This is a genomic window from Pseudomonas azerbaijanorientalis, from assembly GCF_019139795.1.
Classification (GTDB): Bacteria; Pseudomonadota; Gammaproteobacteria; order Pseudomonadales; family Pseudomonadaceae; genus Aquipseudomonas; species Aquipseudomonas laurylsulfatiphila.
The window spans coordinates 1,448,748-1,461,576 of the sequence record NZ_CP077078.1 but is presented as its reverse complement, the minus strand read 5'-3'; the positions used below and the strand labels follow the sequence as shown (position 1 = coordinate 1,461,576).

Here is a 12,829-nt window from a genome sequence, read left to right as displayed (position 1 = left end):
TGCCGCAAAATGCGGCAGATTCGCAATTCAGCGACGTTACAGACGACCCAGATCATTAACCAGAGCGAGCAACATCACTCCGATCACCAAACTGATGCCGATCTGTATCCCCCAACCTTGCACCCGATCCGACAAGGGACGACCACGCGCCCACTCGATCAGATAAAACAACAAATGCCCCCCATCCAGCACAGGAATGGGCAGCAAATTCAGAACACCCAGGCTAATACTCAGATAAGCAAGGAAATTCAGGAAATCAGCAACACCCGACTGGGCCGAAGCGCCCGCCACTTTAGCAATGGTTATCGGTCCACTCAAGTTTTTTACCGAGAGCTCGCCGAACAACATTTTCTTCAGTGAATCGAGGGTCAGCACACTCATGGTCCAGGTGCGCCGAGCCCCCTCGCCAATCGCTGCCAATGGTCCATAACTGACCTCGCGGATCATCTCCGGCGGCCAATCGACTGCCTTCACCCCTGCCCCCAGGTAGCCGCTGGGTGACTTGCTCTCGCCGCGAGCGGCAAGCGTCACCGGGACGTCGATTTGAGCACCGTCTCGCTCGACCCGCAGCATGATTTTGGTATCTGGATGCATACGGACGGTATCGACGACCTGCTGCCAATCATCCAGCGCACGACCATCGAGCGCCAGCAACCGGTCACCGGTCTTCAGGCCGGCAGCCTGGGCCGGCCCCTTTGGATCGAGTTCGGCCAGAACAGGCGGCAATGCCGGTCGCCACGGGCGAATCCCCAACGAATGAATGGGGTCGGGTTCGTCGGCCCCTTTGAGCCATTTATCCAGCGCAAGTTCACGTGGCGAATCGGTTGTCGAGCCTTGCTCGCGAACCAATATCTGCAATGAGCCGCTTTCGCCCAGACGACGAACCAGTTGCAGATTCACCTCCGCCCAGCCGGAAGTCAGCTCACCATCAATGGCCACGATTTCCTGGCCGGGACTCAAACCCGCCTTGGCCGCGATGCTGCCGGACTCGACAGCCCCGATGACCGGACGCACCTGCTCGCTGCCGAGCATTGCCAGGCCCCAGAAGAACACCAATGCCAGCAGGAAGTTGGCGATCGGCCCCGCCGCTACGATGGCAATGCGCTGACGAACGGATTTGCGATTGAAGGATTGATCAAGCTGATCGGGCGGCACTTCGCCTTCGCGCTCGTCGAGCATTTTCACGTAGCCGCCCAACGGGATGGCGGCAACGACGAATTCGGTACCCTGCTTGTCGTGCCAACGCAGCAAAGGCGTGCCAAAGCCTACGGAGAAGCGCAGCACCTTGACCCCACAGCGACGCGCGACCCAGAAGTGGCCGAACTCGTGGAAGGTAACCAGCACACCCAGAGCGACCAGGGTGCCGACAATCATATAGAGCGCGCTCATCTACTTTCTCCGCAATCCTATTCGCTGCTGCCTGGGTCGACTATCTGCAGCATTTACCGCCCGTGACGGCTCAACCATTGTCCGGCCAGCAATCGCGCTTTCGCGTCTGCCGTGAACACTGCCTCGAGATCATTCACTGCCACGACGGGCTCCAGACTCAGTACTTCCTCGATGATACTCGCGATTTCCGGGTAACGAACCCGCTCGTCGAGAAATGCCGCCACCGCCACTTCATTTGCCGCATTGAGCATGGCTGGCGCGCTATTACCCGCTTCGGCCGCCTGACGGGCCAGACGCAAACAAGGGAAACGTTCTTCATCGGGCGCCTGGAAGTCCAGCCGTGCAATGGCAAACAGATCCAGCGGCGCCACACCCGAATCGATCCGCTCCGGCCAGGCCAGGGCATTGGCGATGGGCGTGCGCATATCCGGATTACCCAACTGCGCCAAGACAGAACCATCTACGTAGTCAACCAGCGAATGGATCACACTTTGTGGGTGAATCACCACCTCGACCTGGGCTGGCCTGGCATCGAACAGCCAGCAGGCTTCGATCAGCTCAAGCCCTTTGTTCATCATGCTGGCCGAGTCCACGGAAATCTTTCGCCCCATGGACCAGTTCGGATGCGCACACGCCTGGTCAGGTGAAACATGCGCCAATTCAGCCAGTGGCGTCTGACGGAACGGACCGCCGGAAGCTGTCAGCAAAATCCGGCGTACGCCGACTGCCTCGAGGCCACGGGCATAATCGTGCGGCATGCACTGGAAAATGGCGTTGTGCTCGCTATCGATCGGCAGCAATACCGAACCACTCTTGCGCACCGCCTGCATGAACAGCGCGCCGGACATCACCAGCGCTTCTTTATTGGCCAGGAGGATCTTCTTGCCCGCTTCGACCGCCGCCAGTGTCGGGCGCAATCCCGCCGCACCGACGATGGCCGCCATGACCGTATCGACCTCCGGATCGGAAGCGACCTGACACAAACCTTCTTCACCCACCAGAACACGGGTTGGAAGACCCGCCGCGCGCAAATCATCCTGCAAGGTGCGGGCAGCCGCGACCTCAGGCACTACGGCAAATCGCGGGATATGGCGCACGCAGAGCGCCAGCAATTCACTCAAGCGAGAGAAGCCGCTCAAGGCAAAGACCTGGTAACGATCAGGATGACGAGCGACGACGTCGAGCGTACTCAGGCCAATCGAACCGGTTGCCCCCAGAACGGTAATCCGTTGCGGGCGGCTCATGGTGCCGCCATCCACAACAGCACGGCGAACACCGGAATGGCCGCTGTCAGGCTGTCGATACGATCCAGCACACCACCATGCCCCGGAAGCAGATTGCTGCTGTCCTTGATCCCGGACTGACGCTTGAACATGCTTTCAGTGAGATCGCCCACCACCGAAATGAACACGATCAGCGCAGCACAGATCAGCCCTTTGAACAGCTGCGCCACCGTCCAGTCGCGCACCAGAGCAACGAGCGTGGTAATGACCAGGCTCAGCGCCAGCCCACCGTACACGCCCTCCCAGCTTTTGCCCGGACTGACCTGTGGCGCGAGTTTACGCTTGCCGAAAGCACGACCGGAGAAGTAGGCACCGATATCGGCCCCCCAGACCAGCACCATCACCGCCATGATCAACCAGTTACCCAGCGGGTACTGCTTGATCTGCACCAGCCCCTGCCAGGCCGGCAGGAGAATCAACAGGCCGATCACCAGCTTGGTTGCCGCATTGGACCAATGCTCGCTCGAACGCGGATAGGTCAGTACCAGATACGTCGCCACCGCCCACCACAGCACCGAAGCGCCCAATACCCAAGGCGCCAGCCCGGGCAAGATGTACATGACGAACAGCATCAAGGCGACCACAGCGGCAAAGCCGACGCGGAACGTTTGCCCGGCGAAACCCGCCAGACGTGCCCACTCCCATGCACCAAGGGTAACTACCAGCCCGATGAACAGTGCAAAACCGGAACCTTCAAGCAGGAAAAACCCGCACAGGGCAATCGGCAGCAGGATCAGTGCGGTGATGATTCGTTGTTTAAGCATTAAACCCGGGCTCCAGCCTCGACCTGCTCGCTCGTTTTACCGAAGCGGCGCTGGCGGGAAGCGTAATCGGCCAGCGCATTGCGCATGGCATCGTGTTTGAAGTCCGGCCAGAACAGGTCGGAAAAATACAGCTCGGCATAGGCCAGCTGCCAGAGCAGGAAATTGCTGATGCGATGCTCGCCACCGGTACGGATACACAAGTCAGGCAGCGGCAGGTCACCTGTGGCCAGGCAGGTCTGCAGCAGATCAGGCGTGATGTCTTCCGGACGCAAGTGTCCGGCCTGAACCTCTCGAGCCAGTCGTTGCGCCGCTTGCGCGATATCCCACTGACCGCCGTAATTGGCGGCGATCTGCAGGACAAAACGATTGGCGCCAGCCGTCATGGCCTCGGCTTCGCGCATGGCAGCCTGCAGCTCGGGATGAAAACGCGAGCGGTCACCAATGATGCGCAGGCTGATGTTGTTGTCGTTGAGGCGCTTGGCCTCACGACGCAGCGCCTTGAAGAACAGATCCATCAAGGCGCTGACCTCATCGGCCGGACGCTGCCAGTTCTCGCTGGAAAAGGCGAACAAGGTCAGCACCTCGACCTTGGCCTCGGCACAGACTTCAATGACCGCACGTACCGCATCCACACCCGCTTTATGCCCGGCGACACCTGGCATAAAGCGTTTTTTCGCCCAGCGATTGTTACCATCCATGATGATCGCGACATGGCGCGGCACCGCGGACGGTGCAGTCTGCTTGGTCTTTTCCATGAAAACGCGACCCTTATACGGCCATCAGGTCTTTTTCTTTCTCCGCCAACTTAGCGTCGATTTCAGCTACGAACTTCTTGGTCAGATCGTCGATCTCGCCAGTGGCGCGACGCTCTTCGTCTTCGCTGATTTCCTTTTCCTTGACCAGATCCTTCAGCGAGCTGTTTGCATCGCGACGGATGTTGCGCACGGCAACACGGGCATCTTCAGCCACATCACGGGCCTGCTTGGTGAAACCGCGACGGGTTTCTTCGGTCAGGGCCGGCATGCTGATCAGCAGCAGCTCACCAAGGTTGGTCGGGTTCAGGTTCAGACCTGCACTACCGATCGCCTTGTCGACGGCACCCAGCATGTTGCGCTCGAAGGCAACGACTTGCAGGGTACGGGCATCTTTGACGGTGATGTTGGCCACTTGCTTGATCGGGGTGTCGGAACCGTAGTACGGCACCATCACGCCTTCCAGGATGCTCGGGTGCGCTTGACCGGTACGAATGCGGCCGAAGTTGTGCGCCAGCGATTCCACGGACTTCTGCATGCGCTCTTTAGCGTCTTTCTTGATTTCGTTGATCATTGTTGGCCTTCCTCGATCAGGGTTCCTTCAGCGCCGCCATGTACGATGTTCAGCAGGGCGCCGGGCTTGTTCATGTTAAATACGCGTAGCGGCATCTTGTGGTCGCGGCACAGGCAAATGGCCGTCAGGTCCATAACACCCAGCTTGCGATCCAGCACTTCATCGTAAGTCAGATGATCGAACTTCTCGGCATGCGGGTCTTTGAACGGGTCAGCGGTGTAGACGCCATCGACCTTGGTCGCCTTGAGCACGACATCGGCATCGATTTCGATTGCACGCAGGCAGGCAGCCGAATCCGTCGTAAAGAACGGGTTGCCGGTACCGGCCGCGAAAATCACCACGTCCTTGGAGTTCAAGTGGCGCATGGCCTTGCGGCGATCATAGTGATCGGTCACACCAACCATGGAAATAGCGGACATCACGATGGCCGAGATGTTGGCGCGCTCAAGGGCGTCGCGCATGGCCAGGGCGTTCATCACAGTGGCCAGCATGCCCATGTGGTCGCCGGTCACCCGATCCATGCCAGCTTTGCTCAGCGCTTCACCGCGGAACAGGTTGCCACCACCGATAACCAGACCGACCTGAACACCGATGCCGACCAGCTGGCCAACTTCCAATGCCATGCGATCCAGAACTTTCGGATCGATCCCGAACTCTTCCGAGCCCATCAGGGCCTCGCCGCTGAGCTTGAGTAGAATGCGTTTATAGCGAGCCTGATAACCACTGCCCTGCTGAGCCATTGCGAATCTCTCCTGCGGCGTATTTTAAAAATTCTTTGCGAGCTGTTTACAGCTGGCGTTCACTCTAGCTTGGCGCTGCTTCAGCGCCATCGGAACATGGCTTTGTAAGCCAGTTCCAAAAGGAAACCAATAAAAATTGGTGCCCCATCTGAAAAGAGGCTGCGCGCGTGAGCGGGCAGCCTCTTCTGGGCGACAGTTAAAAAACCGTCTTATTGCTTGGCAGCAGCCAGCTGGGCAGCAACTTCTTCTGCGAAGTTGTCCACTGGCTTCTCGATGCCTTCGCCTACCTTGAAGTAAGTGAAGGAAACGATTTCAGCGCCGGCTTTCTTGGCCAGAGCACCTACGGTGACTTCCGGGTTCATGACGAAAGCTTGCTCGACCAGGCTGGCTTCAGCCAGGAACTTGGTGATACGACCAGCGATCATCTTCTCGACGATTTCAGCCGGCTTGCCTTTCATCTTGTCTTCGTTCAAAGACAGGAAAACGGCTTTTTCGCGCTCGATGGCTTCTGGCGAAACCTGCGATGGCAGCAGGAACTCAGGGTTGCTTGCAGCCACGTGCATGGCGATCTCTTTGGCCAGCTGAACATCGCCGCCCTTGAGAACAACAGCAACACCGATCTTGTTACCGTGCAGGTAGGTGCCGACAACGTCGCCCTCTACACGCACCAGGCGACGGATGTTGACGTTTTCGCCAACTTTGGCAACCAGTGCTTCACGAGCCGATTCCTGAGCGGCGATCAGCGGAGCTGCGTCGGTCAGTTTTTCGTCGAAGGCTTTCTCTACGCTGGCAGCAACGAAGTTCTTGAAGTCGTCTTGCAGGGCCAGGAAGTCGGTCTGCGAGTTGACTTCCAGCAGCACGGCTGCCTTGTCGTCAGCCTTGATGGCGATAGCGCCTTCAGCGGCAACGTTGCCGGCTTTCTTGGCGGCCTTGATGGCGCCCGAAGCACGCATGTCATCAATGGCTTTCTCGATGTCGCCGCCAGCCTTGGTCAAGGCCTTTTTGCAGTCCATCATGCCTTCGCCAGTACGCTCGCGCAGTTCTTTGACCAACGCTGCAGTAATCTCTGCCATTTCAAAATCCTCTTGGATAGGTTTTCAACCATTCCACCCGATCGAACGGGCGATCAATTCTTCCCGAACCACCCTTGTTAGCTGCCGCACATTACAGATAGAGCAGTGGGCGCCGACAAATGGTTTTCGAGGTGGCAAAAAGGGGGCCAAGCCCCCTTTTTGCTTACTGAGTCAACGCCAAGGCGTCAATTACTCAGCTGCTGCTACCGGAGCTTCTTCAACGAAAACTTCGGTGCCGCCGGCAACGTTGTTGCGGCCACGGATCACAGCGTCAGCCATCGAACCCATGTACAGCTGGATAGCGCGGATTGCGTCATCGTTGCCTGGGATGATGTAGTCAACGCCTTCCGGGCTGCTGTTGGTATCGACTACGCCGATAACCGGGATGCCCAGCTTGTTGGCTTCGGTGATCGCGATGCGCTCGTGATCAACGTCGATAACGAACAGAGCGTCTGGCAGACCGCCCATGTCCTTGATACCACCCAGGGAACGATCCAGCTTTTCCAGGTCACGAGTGCGCATCAGCGCTTCTTTCTTGGTCAGCTTGGCGAAAGTACCGTCTTCGGCTTGAACTTCAAGGTCACGCAGACGCTTGATGGAAGCACGGATGGTTTTGAAGTTGGTCAGCATGCCGCCCAACCAGCGGTGATCGACGTACGGCGAACCGCAACGTGCTGCTTCTTCAGCAACGATCTTGCCAGCGGAACGCTTGGTGCCGACGAACAAAATCTTGTTTTTGCCCTGGGCCAGACGCTCTACGAAAGTCAGAGCTTCGTTGAACATTGGCAGGGTTTTTTCAAGGTTGATGATGTGGATCTTGTTACGCGCGCCGAAAATGTACTTGCCCATTTTCGGGTTCCAGTAACGGGTCTGGTGACCGAAGTGCACACCGGCCTTCAGCATATCGCGCATGTTGACTTGGGACATGATAGTTCCTTAATAAGTCGGGTTTGGCCTCCACGTATCCCAATGACCAACCAGCAGCATCAGCTGAAGGCACCCAGGTCATCGTGTCGACACGTGTGTGGATTTAGGCTTTTCGAGACATCCCCGGAAAGCGGCGCATTTTATATCACAAGGCAGGGCAAAACGGAACCCGGATTCTGAAATCCTGGCGAGCGCTTTGCGCCATCCCTTGGAATCCTCCAAGAATGCACCATTCTATAGAGAGAAGCGATGCACACAGGCGCAGATTTGCGCTGATCGTCTGGTAGAATCGTATTTTTCAGGGCTGCGAAGACCCATCGCGCAATGCCCTTTCCGTTCAGAAAGCGCCGCCTGGCGCAGAGAGAGCCCGTATGACCGTCACCCTCAAAACGCCCGAGGATATCGCCAAAATGCGTATCGCCGGCAAACTGGCCGCCGATGTGCTGGAAATGATTGCCGAACATGTCAAGCCGGGCGTTACCACCGATCAACTGAACCAGATCTGCCACGACTACATTGTCAATGAGCAGAAAGCCATCCCTGCCCCGCTCAACTACAAGGGCTATCCAAAGTCGATCTGCACGTCGATCAACCATGTGGTCTGCCACGGCATCCCGAACGACAAGCCGCTCAAAGACGGCGACACCCTGAACATCGACGTCACCGTCATCAAGGACGGCTACCACGGCGACACCAGCCGCATGTTCCACGTCGGCACCGTGCCGGTCTGGGCCGAGCGCCTGTCCCAGGTGACCCAGGAATGTATGTACAAGGCGATTGAAATAGTCAAACCCGGCTGCCGCCTGGGCGATATCGGTGAAATCATCCAGAAGCACGCTGAAAAGAACGGATTCTCGGTGGTTCGAGAATTCTGCGGCCACGGTATCGGCAAGGTGTTCCACGAAGAGCCGCAGATCCTGCACTACGGCCGCGCTGGCACCGGCATGGAACTCAAGGCCGGCATGACCTTCACCATCGAGCCGATGATCAACCAGGGCCGTGCCGACACCAAGGTTCTGGGCGACGGCTGGACCGCGATCACCAAGGACCGCAAGCTCTCGGCACAGTGGGAACACACCCTGCTGGTGACCGAAACCGGTTACGAGATCTTCACCCTGCGCAGCGATGACACCATCCCTCGCGTTTCGGCCTGATCTCGCCAGCGTATCTCGCCTATAGAAAGGAAAGCCAATCGATGCCGCAGGTGGACCCCGAACTCTTCGACCGTGGCCAGTTCCAGGCTGAACTGGCCCTGAAGGCAAGCCCGATCGCAGCCTTCAAGAAGGCGATCCGCCAGGCCCGCGAGGTGCTCGACGCACGCTTTCGCAATGGCCGGGACATTCGCCGGCTGATCGAGGATCGCGCCTGGTTCGTCGACAACATCCTGCAAAAGGCCTGGGAGCAGTTCAACTGGAGCGAGGACGCCGACATCGCGCTGGTCGCGGTCGGCGGCTACGGCCGCGGTGAATTGCACCCTTATTCCGACATCGATTTGCTGATCCTGCTGGACAGCGCGGACCACGAAGTTTTCCGCGATTCCATCGAACGCTTTCTGACACTGTTGTGGGACATCGGCCTGGAGGTCGGTCAGAGCGTTCGCTCAGTCGACGAATGCGCCGTCGAGGCCCGCGCCGACCTGACGGTCGTCACCAACCTGATGGAAAGCCGCACCATCGCCGGCCCCGAGCGTTTGCGCCAGCGCATGCTGGACGTCACCAGTACCGGGCACATGTGGCCAAGCAAGGACTTCTTCCTGGCCAAGCGTGCCGAACAAAAGGCCCGGCACCACAAGTACAACGACACCGAATACAACCTGGAACCCAACGTCAAGGGCTCGCCCGGCGGCCTGCGGGATATCCAGACGATTCTGTGGGTGGCCCGTCGCGAGTACGGCACCCTGAACCTGCGGGCACTGGCGGGCGAAGGCTTCCTGGTCGAAAGTGAAAACGCATTGCTCGCCTCCTCCCAGGAGTTCCTGTGGAAGGTTCGCTATGCCCTGCACATGCTCGCCGGTCGCGCCGAAGACCGCCTGCTGTTCGATCACCAGCGCACCATTGCCGGACTGCTGGGCTTCAAAGGCGACGACGCCAAGCAAGCCATCGAAAATTTCATGCAGCAGTATTACCGGGTGGTGATGAGCATCGCCCAGCTCAGCGACCTGATCATCCAGCACTTCGAGGAAGTCATCCTCGCACCTGAAGATGAGGCACCACCGCAGCCGATCAATTCGCGCTTCCAGTTGCATGATGGCTATATCGAAGCACGCAACCACAACGTTTTCCGCCGCACGCCGTTCGCCATGCTGGAAATTTTCGTATTGATGGCCCAGCAGCCGGAAATCAAGGGCGTGCGCGCCGACACCATTCGTATGCTACGGGAAAGCCGTCACCTGATCGACGACGACTTCCGCAACGATATTCGCAACACCAGCCTGTTTATCGAGCTGTTCAAGTGCAAGATCGGTATCCACCGCAACCTGCGACGAATGAACCGCTACGGCATCCTGGGTCGTTATCTGCCCGAATTCGGTTTTATCGTCGGGCAGATGCAGCATGACCTGTTCCACATCTATACGGTCGATGCCCATACCCTGAACCTGATCAAGCACCTGCGTAAGCTGCAGTACACTCAGGTGTCGGAAAAATTCCCGCTGGCCAGCAAGCTCATGGGTAAGTTACCCAAACCCGAGCTGATCTACATGGCCGGCCTGTACCACGATATCGGCAAAGGCCGCCATGGCGACCACTCGGACATCGGCGCGGTCGACGCCGAGGCGTTTTGCCAGCGCCATCAACTGCCATTGTGGGACAGCCGCCTGATCGTATGGCTGGTGCAAAACCATCTGGTGATGTCGACCACCGCCCAGCGCAAGGACCTGTCCGACCCGCAGGTGATCCACGACTTCGCACAGATCGTCGGCGACGAAACCCGCCTTGACTACCTGTATGTGCTGACCGTCGCCGACATCAACGCCACCAACCCGACGCTATGGAATTCCTGGCGCGCCAGCCTGCTGCGCCAGCTCTACACCGAAACCAAGCGTGCCCTGCGTCGCGGCCTGGAGAATCCGGTGGATCGCGAAGAGCAGATCCGCCAGACCCAGAGCGCCGCCCTGGACATTCTGGTACGCGGCGGCACCGACCCGGACGATGTCGAGCAACTGTGGGCGCAGTTGGGTGATGACTATTTCCTGCGCCATACCGCCGGCGATGTGGCCTGGCACAGCGACGCGATCCTCCAGCAACCGGCCGATGGCGGACCACTGGTGCTGATCAAGGAGACTACCCAGCGCGAGTTCGAAGGCGGGACCCAGATCTTCATCTACGCCCCCGACCAGCACGACTTCTTCGCCGTGACCGTGGCCGCGATGGACCAGCTCAACCTGAACATCCATGACGCCCGGGTCATCACCTCCAGCAGCCAGTTCACCCTCGACACCTACATCGTGCTCGACACCGACGGCGACTCGATTGGCGACAACCCGGCACGGGTCAAACAGATCCGCGACGGCCTTACCGAGGCCCTGCGCAACCCGGACAACTACCCGACCATCATCCAGCGCCGGGTACCGCGCCAGCTCAAGCATTTCGCCTTTGCACCACAGGTAACGATCCACAACGACGCCCAGCGGCCGGTAACGGTGCTGGAACTCACGGCACCCGACCGCCCGGGCCTGCTGGCGCGGATCGGCACGATTTTCCTGGAGTTCGATCTGTCGCTGCAAAACGCCAAGATCGCCACTCTCGGCGAGCGCGTGGAAGACGTGTTCTTCATCACCGACGCCCACAATCAGCCGCTGTCCGACCCGCTGCTGTGCAGCCGCCTGCAGGATGCGATCGTCGAACAACTGAGCGTCAACCAGGAACCCGATATCAAACTGTCGCGCATCAGCATCTGACTTAACAACGGCCCGCCTTTTGTAGGAGCGAACTGGCTCGCGATGATCTCAAATACGCCGCGTTATTCTGGCAAGAACGCGTTATCGTTGACGACCATCGCGATCAAGCTCGCTCCTACAGGGACCTGCGCCGCTCCAACACCGAACGAGATTTATCGATGAACAACGCTCTGTCCCAGCTCCAGCCCTACCCGTTCGAAAAACTCCGCGCCTTGCTCGGCAGCGTCACGCCCAACCCGGACAAGCGCCCTATTGCACTGTCCATTGGCGAGCCTAAACACCGCTCGCCAAGCTTCGTCGCCGAAGCACTGGCCAGCAATCTCGATCAGATGGCCGTATACCCGACCACCCTCGGCATCCCGGCCCTGCGCGAAGCCATCGCCGCCTGGTGCGAACGTCGCTTCGATGTCCCCAAAGGCTGGATCGATCCGGCGCGCAACGTGCTGCCGGTCAACGGCACCCGCGAGGCGCTGTTCGCCTTCACCCAGACCGTGGTCAACCGTGGCGATGACGCGCTGGTGGTCAGCCCGAACCCGTTCTACCAGATCTACGAAGGCGCGGCGTTCCTCGCCGGGGCCAAGCCGCATTACCTGCCATGCCTGGACGAAAACGGCTTCAATCCGGATTTCGACGCCGTTTCGCCGGACATCTGGAAACGCTGCCAGATCCTGTTCCTATGCTCGCCAGGCAACCCGACCGGCGCATTGATTCCGGTCGAGACCCTGAAAAAGCTGATCGCCCTGGCCGATGAGCACGACTTCGTGATTGCCGCGGACGAGTGCTACAGCGAACTCTACTTCGACGAACAGACGCCGCCGCCAGGCCTGCTCAGCGCCTGCGCAGAACTGGGCCGCAAGGACTTCAAGCGCTGCGTGGTGTTCCACAGCCTGTCCAAGCGTTCGAACCTGCCAGGCCTGCGCTCGGGTTTTGTCGCCGGTGACGCCGACATTCTCAAAGGCTTCCTGCTTTACCGCACCTACCACGGCTGCGCGATGCCGGTTCAAACCCAACTGGCCAGCGTTGCTGCATGGAATGACGAAGTGCATGTGCGCGCCAATCGAGCGTTGTATCGCGAGAAATTTGATGCGGTACTGGAAATTCTCAGCCCGGTGCTGGACGTACAGCGTCCGGATGGCAGTTTCTACCTGTGGCCGAATGTGGCCGGTGACGATGCAGCGTTCTGCCGCGACCTGTTCGAGCAGGAGCATGTGACCGTGGTGCCGGGCTCTTACCTGTCGCGGGATGTCGATGGCGTCAATCCGGGCGCCGGGCGCGTGCGCATGGCGCTGGTTGCGCCGTTGGCGGAGTGTGTCGAGGCTGCCGAACGAATCCGTGCATTTATTACGAGAAACCAGTAAGCGCTCCAAGCCTGCACCGTGCAACGCGGTGCAGGCCATGCTTAGTTATCGCAACATCCCCTAATAGGCAG

The 12,829-nt window shown here is 59.0% G+C and carries 11 protein-coding genes; 3 read left to right on the top strand and 8 right to left on the bottom strand.

The features are described from left to right. Positions 1 to 36 precede the first annotated feature (36 nt). From rseP to rpsB, 8 genes are all read right to left on the bottom strand, one after another. Positions 37 to 1,389, bottom strand: coding sequence for a sigma E protease regulator RseP (gene rseP / locus KSS91_RS06340; RefSeq protein ID WP_217837373.1), 1,353 nt, complete (start codon positions 1,387 to 1,389; stop codon positions 37 to 39). Between the two features lie 53 nt (positions 1,390 to 1,442). Then, positions 1,443 to 2,633, bottom strand: a complete 1,191-nt coding sequence (gene ispC / locus KSS91_RS06335) for a 1-deoxy-D-xylulose-5-phosphate reductoisomerase (protein WP_217837372.1) — start codon at positions 2,631 to 2,633, stop codon at positions 1,443 to 1,445. Further along, entirely contained in the window at positions 2,630 to 3,436 is an 807-nt protein-coding gene (locus KSS91_RS06330; RefSeq protein WP_217837371.1) for a phosphatidate cytidylyltransferase, read from the bottom strand. The genes ispC and KSS91_RS06330 overlap by 4 nt, the downstream gene beginning before the upstream one ends. After that, positions 3,436 to 4,191, bottom strand: a complete 756-nt coding sequence (gene uppS / locus KSS91_RS06325; protein ID WP_102699380.1) for a polyprenyl diphosphate synthase — start codon at positions 4,189 to 4,191, stop codon at positions 3,436 to 3,438. Before uppS ends, KSS91_RS06330 begins: the two co-directional genes overlap by 1 nt. 13 nt (positions 4,192 to 4,204) lie before the next feature. After that, positions 4,205 to 4,762 carry a ribosome recycling factor gene (gene frr / locus KSS91_RS06320; protein WP_007978385.1) on the bottom strand — a complete coding sequence of 186 codons (558 nt, stop codon included), beginning with the start codon at positions 4,760 to 4,762 and terminating at the stop codon, positions 4,205 to 4,207. Next, a complete protein-coding gene (gene pyrH, locus KSS91_RS06315) occupies positions 4,759 to 5,502 on the bottom strand; it encodes a UMP kinase (protein WP_003222124.1) in 744 nt (247 codons plus the stop codon). The genes frr and pyrH overlap by 4 nt, the downstream gene beginning before the upstream one ends. Positions 5,503 to 5,711: 209 nt before the next feature. Continuing rightward, the gene (gene tsf, locus KSS91_RS06310; protein WP_015093762.1) at positions 5,712 to 6,575 is read right to left on the bottom strand and encodes a translation elongation factor Ts; all 864 of its coding nucleotides are present in this window, start codon (positions 6,573 to 6,575) and stop codon (positions 5,712 to 5,714) included. 189 nt (positions 6,576 to 6,764) lie between these two features. After that, positions 6,765 to 7,502, bottom strand: coding sequence for a 30S ribosomal protein S2 (gene rpsB / locus KSS91_RS06305; protein WP_007978390.1), 738 nt, complete (start codon positions 7,500 to 7,502; stop codon positions 6,765 to 6,767). Positions 7,503 to 7,795: 293 nt separating this feature from the next. Here rpsB and map point away from each other — a divergent pair, with 293 nt between their 5' ends. The 3 genes from map (at position 7,796) to dapC (ending at position 12,758) form a co-directional block, all read left to right on the top strand. Continuing rightward, on the top strand, positions 7,796 to 8,656 hold the full coding sequence (gene map / locus KSS91_RS06300; RefSeq protein WP_302470070.1) for a type I methionyl aminopeptidase: 861 nt from the start codon (positions 7,796 to 7,798) through the stop codon (positions 8,654 to 8,656). A 41-nt stretch (positions 8,657 to 8,697) separates the two neighbouring features. Beyond that, on the top strand, positions 8,698 to 11,400 hold the full coding sequence (locus KSS91_RS06295; protein ID WP_217837370.1) for a [protein-PII] uridylyltransferase: 2,703 nt from the start codon (positions 8,698 to 8,700) through the stop codon (positions 11,398 to 11,400). Between the two features lie 158 nt (positions 11,401 to 11,558). Further along, the gene (gene dapC, locus KSS91_RS06290) at positions 11,559 to 12,758 is read left to right on the top strand and encodes a succinyldiaminopimelate transaminase (protein WP_015093759.1); all 1,200 of its coding nucleotides are present in this window, start codon (positions 11,559 to 11,561) and stop codon (positions 12,756 to 12,758) included. Positions 12,759 to 12,829: the final 71 nt, after the last annotated feature.

What these genes read in the sequence shown, in the direction of transcription:
- rseP (WP_217837373.1), bottom strand. Translation starts at nt 1,389, where the DNA reads ATGAGCGCGCTCTATATGATTGTCGGCACCCTGGTCGCTCTGGGTGTG.
- ispC (WP_217837372.1), bottom strand. Translation starts at nt 2,633, where the DNA reads ATGAGCCGCCCGCAACGGATTACCGTTCTGGGGGCAACCGGTTCGATT.
- KSS91_RS06330 (WP_217837371.1), bottom strand. Translation starts at nt 3,436, where the DNA reads ATGCTTAAACAACGAATCATCACCGCACTGATCCTGCTGCCGATTGCC.
- uppS (WP_102699380.1), bottom strand. Translation starts at nt 4,191, where the DNA reads ATGGAAAAGACCAAGCAGACTGCACCGTCCGCGGTGCCGCGCCATGTC.
- frr (WP_007978385.1), bottom strand. Translation starts at nt 4,762, where the DNA reads ATGATCAACGAAATCAAGAAAGACGCTAAAGAGCGCATGCAGAAGTCC.
- pyrH (WP_003222124.1), bottom strand. Translation starts at nt 5,502, where the DNA reads ATGGCTCAGCAGGGCAGTGGTTATCAGGCTCGCTATAAACGCATTCTA.
- tsf (WP_015093762.1), bottom strand. Translation starts at nt 6,575, where the DNA reads ATGGCAGAGATTACTGCAGCGTTGGTCAAAGAACTGCGCGAGCGTACT.
- rpsB (WP_007978390.1), bottom strand. Translation starts at nt 7,502, where the DNA reads ATGTCCCAAGTCAACATGCGCGATATGCTGAAGGCCGGTGTGCACTTC.
- KSS91_RS06295 (WP_217837370.1), top strand. Translation starts at nt 8,698, where the DNA reads ATGCCGCAGGTGGACCCCGAACTCTTCGACCGTGGCCAGTTCCAGGCT.
- dapC (WP_015093759.1), top strand. Translation starts at nt 11,559, where the DNA reads ATGAACAACGCTCTGTCCCAGCTCCAGCCCTACCCGTTCGAAAAACTC.